16 protein-coding genes are annotated in these 19,094 nt (G+C 65.2%); 8 read left to right on the forward strand and 8 right to left on the reverse strand.

Annotated features, from left to right (window positions below; genetic code table 11):
- From AC1D0P_RS13025 to AC1D0P_RS13035, 3 genes are all read right to left on the reverse strand, one after another.
- A partial coding sequence (locus AC1D0P_RS13025; protein ID WP_477677128.1) for a Ppx/GppA phosphatase family protein occupies window positions 1–368 on the reverse strand: 368 nt, incomplete at its 3' end.
- 61 nt (window positions 369–429) lie between these two features.
- Window positions 430–1,572, reverse strand: a complete 1,143-nt coding sequence (locus AC1D0P_RS13030; RefSeq protein ID WP_477677129.1) for an ABC transporter substrate-binding protein — start codon at window positions 1,570–1,572, stop codon at window positions 430–432.
- 150 nt (window positions 1,573–1,722) lie between these two features.
- Window positions 1,723–2,202: a fasciclin domain-containing protein gene (locus AC1D0P_RS13035; RefSeq protein ID WP_477677130.1), complete on the reverse strand. Its 480-nt coding sequence runs from the start codon at window positions 2,200–2,202 to the stop codon at window positions 1,723–1,725.
- Window positions 2,203–2,428: 226 nt separating this feature from the next.
- Between AC1D0P_RS13035 and pstS the strand changes: the two genes are divergently transcribed.
- The 7 genes from pstS to phoR all read left to right on the forward strand — a co-directional run bounded on the left by pstS (window position 2,429) and on the right by phoR (window position 9,046).
- Window positions 2,429–3,472, forward strand: coding sequence for a phosphate ABC transporter substrate-binding protein PstS (pstS, locus tag AC1D0P_RS13040; protein ID WP_477677131.1), 1,044 nt, complete (start codon window positions 2,429–2,431; stop codon window positions 3,470–3,472).
- A 116-nt stretch (window positions 3,473–3,588) separates the two neighbouring features.
- Window positions 3,589–4,554: a phosphate ABC transporter permease subunit PstC gene (gene pstC, locus AC1D0P_RS13045; RefSeq protein WP_477651549.1), complete on the forward strand. Its 966-nt coding sequence runs from the start codon at window positions 3,589–3,591 to the stop codon at window positions 4,552–4,554.
- The gene (gene pstA / locus AC1D0P_RS13050) at window positions 4,551–5,414 is read left to right on the forward strand and encodes a phosphate ABC transporter permease PstA (protein WP_477677132.1); all 864 of its coding nucleotides are present in this window, start codon (window positions 4,551–4,553) and stop codon (window positions 5,412–5,414) included. Before pstC ends, pstA begins: the two co-directional genes overlap by 4 nt.
- A 27-nt stretch (window positions 5,415–5,441) precedes the next feature.
- On the forward strand, window positions 5,442–6,221 hold the full coding sequence (pstB, locus tag AC1D0P_RS13055) for a phosphate ABC transporter ATP-binding protein PstB (RefSeq protein WP_477677133.1): 780 nt from the start codon (window positions 5,442–5,444) through the stop codon (window positions 6,219–6,221).
- A 20-nt stretch (window positions 6,222–6,241) separates the two neighbouring features.
- On the forward strand, window positions 6,242–6,943 hold the full coding sequence (phoU, locus tag AC1D0P_RS13060) for a phosphate signaling complex protein PhoU (protein ID WP_411879881.1): 702 nt from the start codon (window positions 6,242–6,244) through the stop codon (window positions 6,941–6,943).
- Window positions 6,944–6,950: 7 nt separating this feature from the next.
- Complete coding sequence (gene phoB, locus AC1D0P_RS13065) at window positions 6,951–7,676, forward strand: phosphate regulon transcriptional regulator PhoB (protein WP_431096707.1); 726 nt, start codon at window positions 6,951–6,953, stop codon at window positions 7,674–7,676.
- Window positions 7,673–9,046 (forward strand): phosphate regulon sensor histidine kinase PhoR, encoded by a 1,374-nt coding sequence (gene phoR, locus AC1D0P_RS13070; protein ID WP_477677134.1) that lies wholly within the window; start codon window positions 7,673–7,675, stop codon window positions 9,044–9,046. The genes phoB and phoR overlap by 4 nt, the downstream gene beginning before the upstream one ends.
- On the opposite strand, the gene AC1D0P_RS13075 is transcribed toward phoR, so the two are convergent.
- The 5 genes from AC1D0P_RS13075 to trxA form a co-directional block, all read right to left on the reverse strand.
- Complete coding sequence (locus AC1D0P_RS13075; protein WP_477677135.1) at window positions 9,034–10,398, reverse strand: MATE family efflux transporter; 1,365 nt, start codon at window positions 10,396–10,398, stop codon at window positions 9,034–9,036. The two genes, phoR and AC1D0P_RS13075, sit on opposite strands and share 13 nt — an antisense overlap.
- The gene (locus AC1D0P_RS13080; RefSeq protein WP_477677136.1) at window positions 10,395–12,503 is read right to left on the reverse strand and encodes a type B 50S ribosomal protein L31; all 2,109 of its coding nucleotides are present in this window, start codon (window positions 12,501–12,503) and stop codon (window positions 10,395–10,397) included. The genes AC1D0P_RS13075 and AC1D0P_RS13080 overlap by 4 nt, the downstream gene beginning before the upstream one ends.
- Before the next feature lie 159 nt (window positions 12,504–12,662).
- A complete protein-coding gene (locus AC1D0P_RS13085; RefSeq protein WP_477677137.1) occupies window positions 12,663–14,357 on the reverse strand; it encodes an FxLYD domain-containing protein in 1,695 nt (564 codons plus the stop codon).
- 104 nt (window positions 14,358–14,461) lie between these two features.
- The gene (gene rho / locus AC1D0P_RS13090; protein WP_477677138.1) at window positions 14,462–15,724 is read right to left on the reverse strand and encodes a transcription termination factor Rho; all 1,263 of its coding nucleotides are present in this window, start codon (window positions 15,722–15,724) and stop codon (window positions 14,462–14,464) included.
- 245 nt (window positions 15,725–15,969) lie between these two features.
- Window positions 15,970–16,302, reverse strand: coding sequence for a thioredoxin TrxA (gene trxA, locus AC1D0P_RS13095; protein ID WP_007875124.1), 333 nt, complete (start codon window positions 16,300–16,302; stop codon window positions 15,970–15,972).
- A 181-nt stretch (window positions 16,303–16,483) separates the two neighbouring features.
- On the opposite strand from trxA, the gene AC1D0P_RS13100 reads away from it, so the two are divergent.
- Complete coding sequence (locus tag AC1D0P_RS13100) at window positions 16,484–19,078, forward strand: PD-(D/E)XK nuclease family protein (RefSeq protein ID WP_477677139.1); 2,595 nt, start codon at window positions 16,484–16,486, stop codon at window positions 19,076–19,078.
- Window positions 19,079–19,094: the final 16 nt, after the last annotated feature.

Below are 19,094 nucleotides of genomic sequence, written 5' to 3' on the forward strand. Positions count from 1 at the left end.
GCGCCCTGGTAGATCAGCCGGGCCTCTTCGCGGCCGGGGATGACGTCGATGGGGAAGCCGAGGATCTTGTGGGCGCGCGCGAGGAATTCCTCGCGATTGCGCGCCTCGCGCAAGGTCTGGGTGGCGACCGCGCGGACCTGGTGTTTCTTGAAGCCCGCCAGGCGTTCCCCGAAGCGCGCCAGGCAGTCCCAGCCGCGCTGCATGGCGTCCGGGGTCAGGTTGCGGTCGGCGTCCAGCCCGTTGCCCTGGCGGACGGTTTCCTTGAGGTATTCGGTGCGGTGTATGCGGCCGTGGTCAAAGCGGCCGATTTCGAGGCGAAAGCTGTTGGACCCCAGGTCCACAGCCGCGAGCAGCGTTCCATTTTGCATGCCTGAGTTTAAGGTCTCGGCATGGTGTTCGCGCAGGACCCGCATGAGCATTTCGGGCCGCCTAGCCGATCAGGCGGCCGTCGACCGTCATCATGCTCTGGGTGACGTAGGTGCTGCTGCGGCGCTGGGGGCTGAAGCTCACGCTGAAGCCGCCCATGTTCATGGCGGCGCGGCGCTGGAAAGCGCCCAGGACGTTCTGGCGGTTCAATGCGCCGTCCACTTCGTTGAGCACTTCATAGGTGTAGCGCGCGGCGATGAAACCGGCCAGGCTCAGCGGCGCGGGCGGCTCGTCAAACAGGCGCGCCAGCGTTTCGCGGTAGCTCCTGACAATCGGCAGGCTGGCGTTGACCAGGGGCACGGGCTGGGTGGCGATCACCGGGGTGTTGCGCGCCGCGCCCATCTGCAGCATGGTCTGCAGGTTGACGTCGGCCAGGGCCACGATGTAGCGCTGACGGGACTGCTTTTCGAGGCCCTGGGTGAATTCGGCCAGTTCGGGCGTCCCGCCGACAAAGAGCAGCACGGCGGGCGTGCGGGGCGTGAGCTTCTGCCCCAGCGCGCGCAGGTCGTCGGAGCCCTTGAAGGACTGCAGCTTGAGCGTCAGGGCCGCGGTGATGCGCTCGACGTCGGCGTGGTAGGCGCTGTAGTCCCGGGCCGTGGCGTAAATCGCGCCCAGTTCCTTCAGGCCCATGGTCGAGAGGCTTTTGAGCGCGTAGGCCATCTGTTCCTGGCGTGCCGCAAAAATCGGGAAGGTCTTGTCGTCGATCTCGAGGCTGGAGTTCTGCAGCCAGGGCGCCACGTGGGCCATGGGCAGGCCGCCCTTGTGGGAAAGGTCGACGATCTGGCTGGCCATGAGGTCGCCGACACTGCCGGAAAGGGCCACGCAGGCGGGGTTGTCCCGGACCGAGTCCAGGGCCGTCTTGAGGCTGGCCGGCGTGCCGTCGGTTTCCAGCGTCTGGTGCTCGACGCGGCGTCCGCGAATGCCGCCTTTGGCATTGATGTCCTGCCAGGCGGCGCGCGAGCCGATCAAAAAATCCTTGGAAACGTCTTGTTGCGCTTGCGAAAAGTCCACGACCTGCGCCACGACGAGGCTGCGCGAGGCGGATTTGCTGGGTTGTGCCCACGCGGGCGCGGCAACACCGGCCGCCAGCAGGCCGGCATGTTGCAGCAGGCGGCGGCGGTTGGAGAGAGGTTGGGGCAGGGACATGGCGGGGCTCCTGGCGGTGTGTCCGCCGTCAGGTGTCGGGATGGGGCAGGGGTGAAACTGTCAAGGCCCCTGCTTTCGGGGAAAACCAGGGGCCTGAAGCGAACTGAAGTAAAGGGAAGCAAGGCGCGCGGCCTTGCGGAGGTATCGGTATCAGCGTGCGGGCGGGACCAGGACGGCGTCCACCACGTGCACCACGCCGTTGGTGGCGGAAATGTCGGCGGTCTGGACCATGGCGTCCTCGACGGTGACGAACTCACCGGCCTTGGAGAGCGCCACATTGGCGCCGTTGACGGTCTTGCTGTTGCCGTTCTTGACGTCGGCGGCCATGAGCTTGCCGGGAATCAGGTGGTAGGTCAGGACGGCCTTGAGTTTGGCCGGGTCCCTGGCCAGCTCGTCCATGGTCTTGGCGGGCACTTTGGCGAAAGCCTCGTTGGTGGGGGCGAACACGGTGTAAGGGCCGGTTCCTTTGAGGGTGTCGGTCAGCCCGGCCTTGGCCACCAGGCCGTTGAGCGTGCTCAGCTGGGACTGGGAGGCAATGGTGTCGGCCACAGAGACCGGGGTGGATTGGGTGGCGCAGCCGGCGAGGGCGGCGACTGCGGCGGTGAGGACCAGAAAGCGGCGGTTCAGCATGGGAAGTTCTCCTGATTAATCCTGATAAAGACGAGGCCAAGCGTAGGAGCACCCGGTGACAGATTCGTGACGGAAATTTGAAGCTTTTGTGACGCTCCCCAGGGGCGGATGCCCCCTGGGAGGCTGTCATATTTGTCACAAGCTTGTCACACAAGCTTCCTACAGTCGACGCATCTCCTTAGCAGTCCCAAGCAATCCCAACTATTTCCAACCCAGAGGTGTTCTGATGAACCTGACTTTCAAAGCTTCCCTGACGGCCGCGATGGGCCTTGCCTTCGCCTCTTTTGCGAACCTGGCCAGCGCCCAGGACGTGACCGGCGCCGGCGCCAGCTTCCCGGCCCCCCTGTATTCCAAGTGGGCCGCTGATTACAACAAAGCCACCAGCGTCAAGATCAACTACCAGTCGGTGGGTTCCGGTGCCGGTTTGCGCCAGATTGAAGCCAAGACCGTCGATTTCGGCGCATCCGACGCCCCCCTGAAAGACGAAGAACTGGCCAAAAAAGGCCTGATGCAGTTCCCCACCGTGATCGGCGGCGTGATCCCTGTGGTGAACATCAAGGGCATCACCCCCGGCCAGCTCAAGCTGAGTGGCCAGGTGCTGGGCGACATCTACCTCGGCAAGATCACCAAGTGGACCGACCCGGCCATCAAGGCGCTGAACCCCACGCTGCCCCTGCCTGACGCGGCCATCGCACCGGTTCGCCGCGCCGATGGTTCCGGCACCAGCTTCATCTTCACGAACTACCTGAGCAAGGTCAACGCCGAGTGGAAGTCCAAAGTGGGCGAGGGCACTGCAGTGAACTGGCCTGTGGGCGCGGGCGGCAAGGGCAATGAAGGCGTGGCGGCATTCGTCGGCCGCCTGCCCAACTCGATCGGCTACGTGGAATACGCCTACGTCAAGCAAAACAAGATGACCTTTGCCCAACTGAAGAACGCGGCCGGCAACTTCGTGTCGCCTGAAGACGGCGCTTTCAAGGCCGCCGCGGCCGGTGCCGAGTGGTCCAAGAGCTTCTACCAGATCCTGACCGAGCAGCCCGGCAAGGATTCGTGGCCCATCACCGGCGCTACCTTCATCCTGATGCAAAAAGTCCAGGACAAGCCCGCCCAGGCCGCCGCTTCGCTCAAGTTCTTTGAGTGGGCCTACAAAAACGGCGACAAGACCGCCGACGACCTGGACTACGTGCCCATGCCCGCGGCAGTGAAGACCATCATCGAAAAAGCCTGGGGCGACATCAAGGATGCATCCGGCAAGACGGTTGCCTATAAATAAGCACGGCCAGCTGATTTCCGCAGTCTTTACAAAACACAGGGGTTTCTCACGTGTCCTCTACACTTCCGGCTAGCCGGGCCGCTTTTGACCACCCGGCCAAAGCGACCGGACGCGACATGACCAATCCTCCCCCCGGCAATGCCGTGCGCAGAAGTCCCCTGGCGGACCGGCTGTTCGGCTGGGCCGCGCAAGGCGCGGCCTGGCTGACGCTGGCCCTGCTGGCCGGCATCCTGGTGTCGCTGGTGATCGGGGCCTGGCCCGCGATCAGCAAATACGGCCTCGGCTTCCTGACCAGCAGCGTCTGGGACCCCGTCAAGGGCGAGTACGGCGGCCTGGTCATGATTTACGGCACCCTCGCGACCTCGCTGATCGCACTGCTCATCGCGGTGCCGGTGAGCTTCGGCATCGCGCTGTTCCTGACGGAGCTGTCGCCCGCATGGCTCAAAAGGCCGCTGGGCACCGCCATCGAACTGCTCGCCGCCGTGCCGTCCATCGTCTATGGCATGTGGGGCTTGCTGGTGTTCGGCCCCATCCTGGCCACCTACGTGCAGCAGCCGTTGCAAAGTCTGTTGACCGGTATTCCCTACCTGGGCGCGCTGGTGTCCGGCCCTCCGGTAGGCATAGGTATTTTGTCGGCCGGCATCATCCTGGCCATCATGATCATTCCCTTCATCGCCTCGGTGATGCGGGATGTGTTCGAGGTCACGCCGGTGCTGCTCAAGGAATCGGCCTACGGCCTGGGTTCCACCACCTGGGAAGTCGTCTCCAAAGTCGTGCTGCCCTACACCAAAGCCGGTGTGGTCGGCGGCATCATGCTGGGACTGGGACGCGCACTGGGCGAGACCATGGCGGTCACCTTTGTCATCGGCAATTTCAACCAGCTCGATTCGTTGAGCCTGTTCCAGGCGGCCAACAGCATCACCTCGGCGCTGGCCAACGAGTTCGCCGAAGCGGGCGAGGGCCTGCACCAGGCCGCGCTGATTTACCTGGGCCTGGTGCTGTTCTTCATCACCTTTGTGGTGCTGTCGCTGTCCAAGCTGCTGCTGGCCCAGCTGCGAAAGAGTGAAGGGGTTAAAACATGAGCGCCGTGATGCAAGAAGACGCACGCCTGGCAAAGTTCGCCCGGCGCAAGCGGGTCAACCGGATCGCACTGGTCCTCTCGCTGGCAGCCATGTCTTTCGGCCTCTTCTGGCYGGCATGGATTCTGTGGGAGACCATACGCCTGGGCGTGGGCGGCCTCTCGCTGGCCACGCTGACGCAGATGACGCCGGCGCCCAATGAAGAGGGCGGTATCGCCAACGCGATTTACGGATCCTTCCTGATGGTGCTGCTGGCCACTTTTGTGGGCACGCCTATCGGCATCATGGCCGGCATCTACCTGGCCGAATACAACACCAAGGGCATGCTGGCGTCGGTGACGCGCTTCGTCAACGACATCCTGCTGTCCGCGCCGTCCATCGTGATCGGCCTGTTCGTCTACACCGTCGTGGTGTCGCAGTTCAAGTCCTATTCGGGCTGGGCCGGCGTCCTGGCGCTCGCGCTGATCGTGATTCCCGTGGTCATCCGCACCACGGAAAACATGCTGCAACTGGTGCCGCCGGGCCTGCGTGAAGCCGCTTACGCCCTGGGCGCGCCCAAGTGGAAGGTCATCACCAGCATCACGCTGCGCGCGGCGCGCGCCGGTGTGACGACCGGCATCCTGCTGGCCGTCGCCCGGATCGCCGGTGAAACGGCGCCGCTGTTGTTCACGGCGCTGAACAACCAGTTCTGGACCTCGGACCTGAACCAGCCCATGGCCAGCCTGCCCGTGACGATCTTCAAGTTCGCGCTGAGCCCTTATGAGAACTGGCAGCAACTGGCATGGGCGGGCGTGTTCCTGATCACCATGGCCGTGCTGGGCCTGAACATCCTGGCGCGCGTGCTGACGCGCGCCAAAAACTGACAGCCACACAACACAACAAGGTCAAAGATGGACACCATCACCGCACAACGCGAGCAATCGAAAATTTCGGTCAAGAACCTCGACTTCTATTACGGCAAGTTCCACGCCCTCAAGGGCATCAACCTGGAAATCCCGGAAAAGAAGGTCACCGCCTTCATCGGCCCCTCGGGCTGCGGCAAGTCCACGCTGCTGCGCATCTTCAACCGCATGTATGAGCTTTACCCCGAGCAGCGCGCCGAAGGCGAGATCATGTTCGACGGCGAGAACCTGCTGACGTCCAAAAAAGACGTGGCGCTGATCCGCTCCAAGGTCGGCATGGTGTTCCAGAAGCCGACRCCGTTCCCGATGTCGATCTAYGAMAACATCGCCTTTGGCGTGAAGCTGTTTGAAAGCCTGAACGCCTCGGACATGGACGAGCGCGTGGAATGGGCGCTGCGCAAGGCCGCGCTGTGGACCGAAGTCAAGGACAAGCTCAACCAGAGCGGCTCCAGCCTCTCCGGCGGCCAGCAGCAGCGCCTGTGCATTGCCCGCGGCATCGCCATCAAGCCTGAAGTGCTGCTGCTGGACGAGCCCTGCTCGGCGCTGGACCCGATCTCGACCGCCAAGGTGGAAGAGCTGATCGCCGAGTTGAAGAACGAATACACCGTGGTCATCGTGACGCACAACATGCAGCAGGCCGCCCGCTGCAGCGATTACACGGCCTATATGTACCTGGGCGACCTGGTTGAATTCGGCGCCACCGAAGACCTGTTCTTCAAGCCAAAACGTAAAGAAACCGAAGACTACATCACCGGCCGTTTCGGCTGAATACGGATTAGGGAGCACACATGCCTGATAAACACCTATCGACGCAGTTTGACAGCGAACTCAACGGCGTCTCCTCGCGCGTCATGGAACTCGGCGGCCTCGTCGAGTCGCAGATTCGCCTGGCCATCTACGCGCTGTCCCAGTTCAGCGCCGAAAGCGCCAACCAGGTCATCGAAACCGAATCGCGCGTCAATGCGATGGAAATCGACATCGACCGCGAGCTGTCGTCCATCATCGCGCGGCGCCAGCCCACGGCCCGCGACCTGCGCCTGCTGATCGCGATTTCCAAGACCACGGCCAACCTTGAGCGCGCCGGCGACGAAGCCGAGAAGATCGCGCGCATGGTCAAGTCCATCATCGAAAGCGGCTCGGCCCGGGCCCTGCCTTCGTCCGACCTGCGCATCGCGGCGGAGCTGGCTTCCGGCCTGCTGCGCAAGGCGCTGGACGCCTTTGCCCGGCTGGACACCGCGGTGGCGGTTTCCATCCTCAAAGAGGACGACCAGATCGACCAGGAATTCGACGGTTTTGTGCGCAAGCTCATCACCTACATGATGGAAGATCCCCGCACCATCTCGCCGAGCCTGGACCTGCTGTTCGTGGCCAAGGCCATTGAGCGCGTGGGCGACCATGCCAAGAACATCGCGGAGTTCATCATCTACATCGTCAAAGGGGCTGATGTACGGCATACCCCTATGGAACAGATCGAATCCGCCGTAAAGTAAAACCGGAATGAAACACCTGCCACGCATACTGATCGTTGAAGACGAGCCGGCCATCGCCGAGTTGATTGCCGTCAACCTGCGGCATGGCGGCTTCGACCCCGTGGTGGCGGAAGACAGCGTGTCGGCCCAGCGCGAACTCGACGCCGTGCTGCCCGACGCCATCCTGCTCGACTGGATGCTGCCGGGGCAAAGCGGCCTGGCCCTGGCCCGCCACTGGCGCAAGCAGGCGCGCACCAAGAGCATTCCCATCCTGATGCTGACGGCGCGCGGCGACGAACCCGACAAGGTGGCCGGGCTGGATGCCGGCGCCGACGACTACATCACCAAGCCCTTTTCCACCCAGGAACTGCTGGCGCGCATACGCGCCGTGCTGCGCCGCCGCGCGCCCGAGTCGGTGAACGACAGCGTGACGGTGGGCGGGCTGGTCCTGGACGCAGCCACGCACCGCATTTCCTACTTGGGCCAGGAGCTCAAGCTAGGCCCGACGGAGTTCAAGCTGCTGCACTACCTTATGAAGCACGCCGAACGCGTGCACAGCCGCAGCTCCCTGCTGGACAAGGTCTGGGGCGACCACGTCTTCATTGAAGAACGCACCGTCGACGTCCACGTCAAGCGCCTGCGCGAGGCCCTGGGCGCGGCGGGCACCATGGTGGAAACCGTGCGCGGCGCCGGTTACCGGCTGACCGCGATGGCTGCCAACAACCCGGTCGCTGCGGCACAATCCAGCGCATGATCAACCGCTGGATAGTTTTTGCCGCCTGCATGATTGTTGGCGGTGGCTTGGGCTTTTGGGCGCGCACCGTCAATGGCCTGAGCTTCGGGCTGGGCATAGGCCTGGCGGTGGGCGCCATGGTCTGGCTGGTGATCGACAGCTTCTTCATCAACCGTCTGCTGCGCTGGCTGCGCACCGAACAGAACAACGACACCCCGGCCGTGATGGCGGGCAGCGCCCCCAGCATGCCCGGCGTCTGGGGTGAGGTCGCGGACCGGACCCGCCGGCTGCTCAAGAACCGCGACCAGCAATACCAGGAAAGCCAGGCCCGCCTCGACGAATTCCTGGCGGCCATGCAGGCCTCGCCCAGCGGCGTAGTGCTGCTCGATGCGCAGGGCCGCATCGAGTGGTGCAACCAGATGGCCAGCCAGCATTTCGGCTTCGACGCCCAGCGCGACGTGCTGCAGCACATCGCCAACCTGGTGCGCGACCCGGCCTTCAAGGCCTACGTGGCGGCGGGAAACTTCAAGCACGACGTGGTGATTCCGGGCAGCGCCAGCACGCCGGCGCGCCCGGTGAAGCTGTCGGTCCATGTGCACTCCTACGGCAAGGACCGCAAGCTGCTGCTGTCGCGCGACATCACGGCCGTGGAGTTGGCGGAAGCCATGCGCCGCGATTTCGTGGCCAATGTGTCGCATGAGATCCGTACGCCGCTGACGGTGCTGTCCGGCTTCATCGAAACCCTGCAGACCCTGCCGCTCAAGGAACCCGAACGCGCCCGCTACCTGGCGCTGATGTCGCAGCAGTCGCAACGCATGCAGACGCTGGTCAGCGATCTGCTGACCTTGTCTCGCCTGGAAGGCAGCCCTTTCCCGGGCGCCACCGACTGGATGACGCTGGGCGCGCTGCTGGCCCAGTGCGAGCAGGAGGCCAGGGCTTTGTCGGCTGTAATTGCGCCGCAAGGGCACAGGCTGGAATTCGATACCGGCCCGGCGTCGGAAATCGCCGGCGTGCAGACCGAGCTTTACAGCGCCATGTCCAACCTTGTGACCAATGCGGTGCGTTACACCCCCGAGGGCGGCACAGTGCGCGTGAGCTGGACGCTGCTGGAGGACGGCCGTGGTGAATTCAAGGTCAAGGACAGCGGCCCCGGCATCGCACCCGAACACCTGCCGCGCCTGACGGAGCGTTTTTACCGCATAGACCGCAGCCGTTCACGCGAGACCGGCGGCACCGGCCTGGGCCTGGCCATCGTCAAGCACGTGGCGCAGCGCCACGGCGCCGAATTGCAGATTGAAAGTGAGCCGGGACAAGGCTCGTGCTTTTCCATCGTCTTTCCGGCCGCGCGCGTGCGCCGGGTTCAGGTGGCCCAGGCCGTTCAGACCGCCTGAGCCGCCGGCGTCGTCCGCAGGCTGCGCCTGACGGCGTGCCACAGCAAACCGAGGAAACAGGCCGCCACGAGCGCGATAGCTACCGTGCTGGCGGCCCAGAAGCTGGCCGCCGATTGCGTGGCCGGATGGCCGGCGATGCCCTCATAGGCCAGGCGGTAGCCGCCCAGCAAGCCCAGGCCCCACAGCAGCACGCCATAAAGCGCCAGCGGCACGATGGTGATGCGGTAGCAGCGCAGCAAAAATGCGGTCAGCGCCTGCGTCGCGTCAGCCACATGGTAGAAGGCCACCCACACCAGCAACGACGAAGCCAGCGCGACGATCTCGGGGCTGCCCGAGTACCAGCTCGCCAGCAGGGGCCCGGCCATGGAGACAAACGCCGCCAGCGTGAGCGCCGCCACCCCGGTGAGCTTGAGGCCCAGCAGCACCACGCGTTTGGCGTAGTCCGGGCGGCCCGCGCCTATCCAGAAGGACACGCGCGCGCTGCAGGCGATGGCCATCGACAGCGGCATCATGTAGAGCACCGCCGCCACACTCGACGCGATCTGGTGGCTGGCCGATGCGACCGTGCCCAGCCGCGCGATGAACAGGGCCATCAGCGTGAAAGAGGTCACCTCGACCAGGTAGGCCAGCCCGCCCGGGATGCCCAGCCGCGCGAAATTGCCGATCTGCGACCAGTCGGGACGCTCCATGCGTTCCCAGAGGCGGTAAGGCGTATACAGGGGCCGTGTGCGCAGCRTCAGCACGGCCAGCACCAGCAGCAGGTAGTTCACGATCAGCGTGGCCCAGGCGCAGCCCACGGCGCCCATGGGCTCCACGCCGGCGCCGCCGGCCACCAGCCAGATCGACAGCGGGATCTTGACCAGCAGGGCGCCGACCTGCAGCCAGGTGACCAGCAGCGGCTTGCCCAGCGCCTGGTTGAAGGTGCTGTAGATGCGAAACAGCAGTGAGGGCGCAAACGCGAAAGCCAGCACCGCCAGGTAGTGCTGGACTTCATCGCGCATCAGCTCGGGCACCTGGGCCCAGCGCAGCAGCGCGCCGGGAAACAGCATCGCGGCCATGCCCGCTGCCACGATGAAGCCGCACAAGTACATGCTTTGCCGCACGGAAGCACCTACGGCTTCATGGCGCCGCGCGCCCAGCATCTCGGACCAGATGGGCAGCAGCGCCTGCACGATACCGATCAGCCCGACATACACACTGATATAGAGGGCCGAGCCCACCGACAGCGCGGCCAGCGCCTGGTCGCTGTAGCGGCCCGCGATCACGGTGTCGGCCACGCCGAAGGCCATGATGGCCAGTTGCCCGACCAGCACCGTGCCCGCGTGCCGGCTGATGACCTTGAGTTCGCTCAAGGCCTGGCTTTGCCGTTGGCGCGGCGGGAAGGGGGCGGTGTTTTGGCCGGGGTGTCCTGGCTGATCCGCTTGTAGAGCAGCACATTCTCGGTCTTGTCGGTGGGCCGGCGCACCGTCGCCTGGAAAGCCCAGTCGGGCAGGTTGACCGTGTTGCTGAGTGTGGGCTGGGCTTCGACGTCGACGATCAGGTAGGGGCAACTGGCCTGCGCGCCGGCTTGGCGCAACTCAAGCTTGCCGTGGTATTGCAGGGCGGCGGCCTGGGCGCTGCCGATGCCGTAGATTTCGACGCAGGCGTTTTTGTCCACCAGGCTGGCGATCTGGCGCGACAGGGGCGCGAAGCTGCGCGCATAGTCGAGCAGCGGCATCCAGAGCGTCATCAGCAGCAGCCAGCACAGGGTGGCGCCGCCGGCCGGCAGCACCAGCGATTTCCAGACGGCCGCGCGTTGTGCCCCGGCGCGCCATTTGACGAGCCAGGTCCAGGCCAGGGTGGCGGCCAGCGCGAAAAGAAAGGCCAGCCAGGAAAAGCTGGGCTCGAAACCGGGCGCGAGTTTGGCCACGTTGGCGGCGGGCTGGCGCGGCACGCCGGTCTGCATGGCGATCCAGACCACCCAGATGATGATGCCGCAGCCGGTGAAAAACAGCAGCGTGAACCAGTCGATCAGCGAAGCCACGCTGCGCTTGAGTGTGGGCAGTGCGAAGGCGGCCAGCGCTGCCAGCGGGGGCAGGCTCAGCAGCAGGCTGCGATCGGAGGCTGTGGTGGTCAGTGTGGCGGCCACAGCCATGGCGGCAAACCACAGCGGCAGGGCGACATGGCGGCTGGCCAGCTGCCGGCGCCAGCGGTAGAGCGTCCACATCGCCAGCGGCCAGGCCGGCCAGGTGAACCACAGCAGCAGGCGCCCCAGGCTGCGCCAGTCCCGCCAGGCGGTGGCGTCGTCAGAGCCGGGCAGGTGGATGCGCCAGCGCCAGAGGTCCAGTCCATAGGCCAGCAGCGAGACACCCAGCGTGATACCAGTGATCAGCAGCACCCAGTGCCAGGACTGTTGTTTGGCCGCAGGGTCTTTCTGGTCGGTGCCCCAGTGCATGTGGATCCATTCGACCAGCGCGCCGCCCGCGCCCAGCAGCAGGGCCAGCGTGGGGGCACCGCTCAGGGTAAGCCCGGCCAAGCCGACCAGCAGGCCGAAGGCCGGCCCGAAGATTTTGGTGGCGCGGCGATAGGGGCTGGCCGCCATGGCGTAGAAGGCCAGGGCCGTGAAGCCCAGTTGCGCCAGCGCCGGCGTGGTTTCGTGGGAGAGCTGTGCCAGGCCCAGGCTGGCAATCAACGCCAGCAGGCCGGCGTCGGCGATCGCCCGGGCGTAGTCCACCGGGCCGGCCTCGCCGCCAAAGGCGAAAGCGACCGGCTGGGCCAGCGGGCTGCGGGCCAGGTAATAAACGGCATACCAGGTGGCCAGCAAGGTCAGCACCAGCAGGCCCACAAACGGCACCCGCACTGCCAGGGCCGGGTCCAGGAAAGGCAGCCATTTGATCGCGATCGCGCCCAGCCAGTAGGGGGCCAGCGCGTCAAATTCGGTGGCCCGGCCCAGCAGCTGCGGCTGCAGCCAGTTGGCCACCGTGGAGGCCAGTTCGCGCATCACGCCGAAGGCGGCGATGTCTTCGTTTTTCCAGGGCCCGCGCCCCAGAAAGCCCGGCAGCACATAGGCCGCGCAGAACAGCAGCAGCGCAAGCCGCGGCAGGCGGCGCACGGCGGACTGGGCAATGATGGCGGGGGAAGGTTTGTTCAAAACGGTTGGGGATCGGCGAAAGGCGAGAGTGGTGGGAGTGGCCGTCAGTCCGGCATCCCGGGCCAGCRCTGATTTTGCGTCAAACCGGGCTGCGAGGCTTTGCAGTTCCGGGCAAATTTTGCCGAAGTTGTCCACGGATTTTTGCGTGCCGGTGTAGAAGGGGTGCGATTCGCTGGACGTATCGAGCTTGTACAGGGGCAGTTCGCGGCCGTCATCCATTTTCACCATCTCTTTGGTGTTCACGCAGGAGCGGGTGACGAACTTGAAGTTGTTGGACAGGTCCAGGAAACAAACTTCGCGGTAATTGGGGTGAATGCCTTCTTTCATGATCTTTCCTTGTTCGATGCGGGAGCCACACAAGCCAGTCCTGGGCACTTTCCGCTAAGCCGCACATTATCGCATAAAAGCGGGGGCACCAGCAAGGTGCTGATTTGGCGCCCGGCAAAGGCGTTTTGCCCGGCGCCAGCACCCAGGGCGGCTCCGGGGCTATTCGGTGCTCTGGTAAAACGAGCTGACTGCCGTGAAATCCCCGCCGTTTTGTTCGACATCCACCTGAAATGGCACGCTTTCCCCCGGCGCGATGGCCGGCAGGTTGTCGACCCGCCTGAAACCCGTCAGCCGGCCGTCGCGGTCGCGCAAGCTGATCCAGACCCGCGGCTTGCGCACAATGGCGGTCCCGGCGTTTTTGACGCTCCCTTTGACCTCGACATATTTGTAGCTGAAGCGCTGGCTGAAATTGAGCAGCACGCTGCCGGTTTGCGCGCGCGTTCCTTCGACCTGGACCACCAGGGGCGTGCGTGAGCCCGGCAGTGCGGCCCGGCGCGAAGGCTTCCATTCAACGCGGGTTTGCGTGATCTGGCCGGTTTTTTGGGGTTCCAGCCGGATGGGAAGGCGTTCGCCGGGATACAGGTAGGCGATCTCTTCCATGGAAACGGAGCCGCCAGCTTGGCTGCCGTCGTACTGCGAGATGACACCGCCGGGTGTTATGGCGATCATGTCCTTGCTGCGGTTCACCACCTCGGTCAGGTACAGGGGCCGCTGGATCTGGCTCCGGCCCGCCACAAGCGGCAGCAATTCAAGCTGGCTCAGGTCAAAACGCTCGCTGTCTTCGGCCAGCGGGTCCTCGGTGCTCATCCGCAAGCCGGCGCCAAAAGTCTCGGGTGCGCCGTTGGTGCGTATCACCCGATCGGCGCTGATGACCGGTGTGCGGCTGCTTTCGTCGGTCTTGACGGCATAGCTGATGCGGTAATCCCAGGCGGCAACGGCGGCGGCGCTGCCGCCAAAACGCGGGATACGCACATCCACGGCCGTGCGCTCACCCGGTTTGACTTCGCCGGATTGCGCGTAGCCGCGGCCAAATCCGATGAGGGCCCCGGTGTCGTCGTAGGCCGTCACGAGCACTTCGCACGCCACCAGCGTCACGTCCTTGCGCGTGTTGACGATGCGGCCCGCCAAGCGCAGGTCGCTTTTTCCGTCCTGCACGAGCCGGACGCGCGAAAACGCCAGGCGCGGCCCCTCGACCGAGCGATGGGGAGTGCTCAGGCGCTGCACCTGCAACTCGTGGCGGGTGACTGTTTTGTCGCCCGGAAGATCAACCAGCACCGGTGCGGTTTCGCCCGCGGCGAGCAGGCTCGCGGGCAAGGTTTCGCTGGCGGTGCCGAGCTTGTTGCCGCCTTCGGAATAAAGAACCGCCGTGATACCGGGGCGCTCGAGCGGCTTGCCGGTCTCGTTGCGGGCGATCACCAGCAGCTTGGCTTTTGCTGAGCTGCCGCTTCCGACCRGCACCTGGCGCCCTTCGTCGAGCTTCAGGCCGTCGACGGGAATGGCACTGTCCGGCTTCGGGAGGCTGGCGCGCGAACCGTCGGCGAGTTGTTCCTTCGTGCTGAAATGGTTCAGGGCGGCGAAAAGCAGGCCCAAGACCACGACCACCGCGGCCGTGATCAAACCATATTGAAAGAGTTTCTCGGCCGATATCCTGAGGTTGCGCGACTGCTCTGCCGCCAGGCGTTCGGCTGCGGCGTCCTTGACCTGTTCAAGGACGCGGTCCAAACGGTCGGAAACGCCGTCCTCGATGACCGACCGCGCGCCGCAGTGTTCGCAGACGTATTGGTTCAGACCGGTGCGCCGCAATGCACCGCTACCGCATTCCGAGCATTTCAGCGTTTGGAGAACAGTGGTCATGGCGTGGCCTTGCAAGCCGGAATTGATGAAACGGCCCGCGAACCCGGCAGGCTACTGGCGGGCGCCGGGCGGATGCCGCAATGGCATGCCCCGCGCCAGGCTGTTTAGCCGCCCCGGCGCATCATGTCGAAGAACTCGTGGTTGTTCTTGGTGGCCTTCATGTTCTTGAGCATGAGCTCCATGGACTCGATTTCGTCCATGTTGTACATGAATTGGCGCAAAATCCGCGATTTTTGGAGGATTTCGGGGGCCAGCAGCAGCTCTTCCTTGCGGGTGCCGCTGCGGTTGAGGTGGATGGCCGGGAACACGCGCTTTTCGTAAAGGCGGCGGTCCAGGTGGATTTCGCAGTTGCCGGTGCCCTTGAATTCTTCAAAGATCACCTCGTCCATGCGGGAGCCGGTATCGACCAGGGCCGTGCCGATGATGGTCAGGCTGCCGCCTTCTTCAATGTTGCGGGCTGCGCCGAAAAAGCGCTTGGGGCGCTGCAGCGCGTTGGCGTCCACACCGCCGGTCAGCACCTTGCCGGAGGAGGGCAGCACGTTGTTGTAGGCACGGGCCAGGCGGGTGATGGAATCCAGCAGGATGACAACATCCTTGCCGAGTTCAACCAGGCGCTTGGCGCGCTCGATGACCATTTCGGCCACGTGCACGTGGCGCGCGGCGGGTTCGTCGAAGGTTGAAGAGATCACCTCACCGCGCACGCTGCGCTGCATTTCGGTCACTTCTTCGGGGCGCTCATCCACCAGCAGCACCATCATGACCACTTCGGGGTAGTTGGCGGTGATGGCATGGGCGATGTTCTGCATCATCACGGTCTTGCCGGACTTGGGCGGCGCCACCAGCAGGGCGCGCTGGCCTTTGCCGATGGGCGAGACGATGTCGATGATGCGGCTGGTCAGGTTTTCTTCGCCCTTGATGTCGCGCTCGAGCTTGAACTGCTCGCGCGGAAACAGCGGGGTCAAGTTCTCGAACATGACCTTGTGCTTGTTGTCTTCGGGCAGGCCGTCGTTGACCTTGTCGAGCTTGTTCAGCGCAAAGTAGCGTTCGCCGTCTTTGGGGGTGCGCACTTCGCCTTYGATCATGTCGCCGGTGTGCAAGTTGAAGCGGCGGATCTGGCTGGGGCTGATGTAGATGTCGTCGGTGGACGCGGTGTAGCTCGAATCAGGGGCGCGCAGGAAGCCGAAGCCGTCGGGCAGCACTTCCAGCACGCCGTCGGCCACGATGGTCTCGCCGGTTTTTGCACGCTTTTTGATGATGGCGAACATCAGCTCCTGCTTGCGCATGCGGCCGACGTTTTCGATCTCAAGGGCTTCGGCCTGCTTGAGGACTTCAGACACGTGCAGTGCCTTGAGTTCGTTTAAGTGCATGGAATTACTCCTTGCGGAGTTCATTGATGGAAAACGGGGGAGGTTTGAAAAGAAGCCGCAGAAGATGGCTTACAAACCGGGAACTCGAACCGGGCGGCGAGGGGCCGACCGGTGAATAAAGCACATTATGACAGGAAATTCAGGCGGGAAATCACGGCTGTTTTCCGGTGCCCGGACCCCGGCCGGCGGGGCTGCGCGGATCGGGAAGCGGCCTGGGCCGTGCTTCCCGGTCAGCGCGTCAACGTTCAGGCCAGTTGCTGGTCGATGAACGCGGTCAGCTGGGCCTTGCTCATGGCGCCGACCTTGGTGGCGGCCAGCTGGCCGTCCTTGAACAGCATCAGCGTGGGGATGCCGCGGATGCCGAACTTGGCGGGGATGTCGCGGTTTTCGTCGACGTTCATCTTGGCGATCTGCAGCTTGCCGTCGTAGCCGGTCGCCACTTCGTCAAGAATCGGAGCGATCATCTTGCACGGACCGCACCATTCGGCCCAGTAGTCCACCAGCACGGGTTTGGAGGATTGCAGCACATCGGCTTCGAAGGTGGCATCGGTGGTATGTTTGATCAGTTCGCTCGCCATGGCGGCTCCTTTGTCTGGTTAGGATGGTTACGATACGGTACGGGGCTAAAGTTGCAGTCATTGTGGCAGAAAGCAAGTAGCCGGGTCGGGCGGGCAGGGGCTATCACCCTGATAGCCATCCGCTCAATCCGCATGCGGCCCGCCCCGACTTTCCCCTCTTGCCCGTCGCAAAACTCTGCCCATGCCACCTGCCCACACCGACGCCCCCGCCTCTTTGCCTGATGCGCTCTGCTGGCGCCAGGCCATGGCCCGGCTGGCCGAAGCGATCGCGGCGCGCGGCGTGCACCCGGCCGAAGCCGTCGTGCTGCTGCCCTATGCCCAGCTGATCCAGCAGGCGCGCCAGGCCTGGGCCGCGCAGGCCGGTGACACCTTTTTTGTCCCGCGCTTTGAGACCACCATGAACTGGGCCGGCGGCCTGGGCGGCACGCTGGGCCTGTTCACGCCCTCGGGCGACGATTTGCGCATGGACGTGGCCATCGACATGCTGACCGCTGCCTCTCTGCTGGACCGGGCCGGGCTGGGCGGCCAGCAGGATGCGCTGGCCGGCCGCCTGGTCGAGGCCGCCTGGAGCCTGGCCGGCGTCGCTTCCGCCGTCATGCCGGCACGGCGTCGGGCCTGGAGCGAACGGCTCGCGCTGGCCCTGGGTGCGGGCCTGGATTCCCCGGTGCTGGCCCTCGAGGCCGCCGTGGGCCGCATCGCCCTGGCCTGGGYCGCGGCCTCTGCCTATCCCACGGACCGCCTGTTCCAGGCCCAACCCTCGCTTTTCGCCGTCCTCGAGGGCTTTCAGGCCGACCCGCTGACCGAGGCGCTCAAGGTGCATTTCGGCGAACGCTCGCTGTCCATCCCCTTGTGCATTGCCTTTGAGGCCAGCCCACCGCCCGCGCTGCACGCCGCCCAGGACGCCGAAGACGAAGCCGGCCGCGCCGCCGCTTGCGTGCTGGCCCACCTGGCGCAAGGGCGCAGCCCGGTCGCCCTGATCGCGCAGGACCGCCAGCTCACGCGCCGCGTCGGCGCCATGCTGGCCGAACGCGGCATCGCCATGCGCGACGAAACCGGCTGGAAGCTTTCCACCACGCGCGCCGCCGCCGGCCTCATGAGCCTGCTGCGCGCCTTGCCCTGGGACGCGTCCACCGACGCCGTGCTGGATTGGCTCAAGAACGCGCCGGCCTTTGAACCCATGCTGGTGACCGCCGCCGAGACCGAACTGCGCCGCGTCGGCGTGCGCGCCTGGCGCGACCTGCCGGCCTTCGCGGCCGAAGACATCGTGCCGCCGGCTTTTTTGGCCACCCAGCCGCTGGCCCTGCAGGCCAACGCGCTGCGCGCGCCCCTGGCCCGCGCCCGCCCGCTGGCCGTGTGGCTGCGCGACCTGCGCGCCGCGCTGCAGGCGGCCGGCCAGTGGGATGCGCTGGCCCAGGACGAGGCCGGCCAGGCCGTGCTCGAGGTGCTGCGGTTGTATGAAGGCGCCGAGGCTGAATTCCAGGCCTCGCCGGTGATGCGGCTCAACGATTTCACCCAGTGGGCCAACCAGGCGCTCGAAGGCGGCAAGTTCGCGCCGCCGCATCCGCCGGCCGAGCAGGTCGTGATCCTGCCGCTGCCGCAGTTGCTGGGCCGGCCCATGCGCGCCGTGGTGCTGCCCGGCTGCGACGAGATCCGCCTGCCGGTGTCGCCCGAACCCGCCGGCCCCTGGACACCTACCCAGCGCGAACTGCTGGGCCTGCCCTCGCGCGAAACCCTGGCCGCCGCGGCCCGCCAGGCTTGGCGCTACGCTTTGCAGGCGCCGCGGGTCGACGTGCTCTGGCGCACCAGTGAATCCGGTGAGCACCTGATCCCCAGCGGTTTTGTGCAGGAACTACTGCTGGCACGCGATGAGGCACCTCAAGAGACCGAGCTCGCCGCTGACCCGCGCAGCCTGCGCGCCGTGGAGATTGAGCCCACGCCACACCCCTTTCCGACTGGCGAGGCCTTGCCCCTCACGCGGCTCTCGGCCAGCGCTTATGAAGACCTGCGCCGCTGCCCCTACCGGTTTTTTGCGCTGCGCCAGCTCAAGCTGCAGGAGCCCGAGGAGCTTGAAAGCGAACTCGGCAAGCGCGACTTCGGCAACTGGCTGCACAGCCTGCTGCGGCATTTCCATGAGGCGCTCAAGACAGCGCCCACGGATGATCCAGCCGCTCGCGTCATCATGATCAATGCGGCGGCCGATCAGGCTGCACAGGAACTGGCGCTCGGCGAAAGCGAGTTCCTGCCCTTTGCCGCCGCCTGGCCCGGGGTGCGCGAGGGTTACCTGACGTGGCTGGCCGGGCATGAAGCGACCGGCGCCACCTTTGACGAAGCCGAGGTCTGGCGCGAAATGCCACTGGGTGAACTCACCTTGCTGGGCAAGCTGGACCGCATAGACCGACAGGCCGACGGCCATGCGCTGCTCATCGACTACAAGACCGAGCCGCGCGCCACCACGGCCGAGCGCATCAAGAACGGCCAGGAGGACACGCAACTGGCCTTCTACGCCGCGCTCATGAGCGACGACACCCTGGCCGCGGCTTACGTCAACCTCGGCGAAAAAGAGCCGACCAAAACCTATGAGCAAGCCGAGATCGTCGGCCTGCGCGATGAACTCATCGACAGCATCCTGACCGACATGGCCCGCATCGCGCGCGGCGCGGCCCTGCCGGCGCTGGGCGAAGGCAAGGCTTGCGATTACTGCGCCGCGCGCGGCCTCTGCCGCAAGGATTTCTGGAGCCTGGACGAAGAAGCCATGGCCGGGGAGGAGGGCGCATGACCTCACCACCCAACAC

Source organism: Polaromonas sp. P1_G2 (genome assembly GCF_056405515.1).

Excerpts from the sequence above, each read along its gene's own strand:
- AC1D0P_RS13035 (WP_477677130.1), bottom strand. The coding sequence starts at position 2,202 with ATGCTGAACCGCCGCTTTCTGGTCCTCACCGCCGCAGTCGCCGCCCTC.
- pstC (WP_477651549.1), top strand. The coding sequence starts at position 3,589 with ATGACCAATCCTCCCCCCGGCAATGCCGTGCGCAGAAGTCCCCTGGCG.
- trxA (WP_007875124.1), bottom strand. The coding sequence starts at position 16,302 with ATGGCGAGCGAACTGATCAAACATACCACCGATGCCACCTTCGAAGCC.
- phoR (WP_477677134.1), top strand. The coding sequence starts at position 7,673 with ATGATCAACCGCTGGATAGTTTTTGCCGCCTGCATGATTGTTGGCGGT.
- phoU (WP_411879881.1), top strand. The coding sequence starts at position 6,242 with ATGCCTGATAAACACCTATCGACGCAGTTTGACAGCGAACTCAACGGC.
- AC1D0P_RS13030 (WP_477677129.1), bottom strand. The coding sequence starts at position 1,572 with ATGTCCCTGCCCCAACCTCTCTCCAACCGCCGCCGCCTGCTGCAACAT.
- phoB (WP_431096707.1), top strand. The coding sequence starts at position 6,951 with ATGAAACACCTGCCACGCATACTGATCGTTGAAGACGAGCCGGCCATC.
- pstS (WP_477677131.1), top strand. The coding sequence starts at position 2,429 with ATGAACCTGACTTTCAAAGCTTCCCTGACGGCCGCGATGGGCCTTGCC.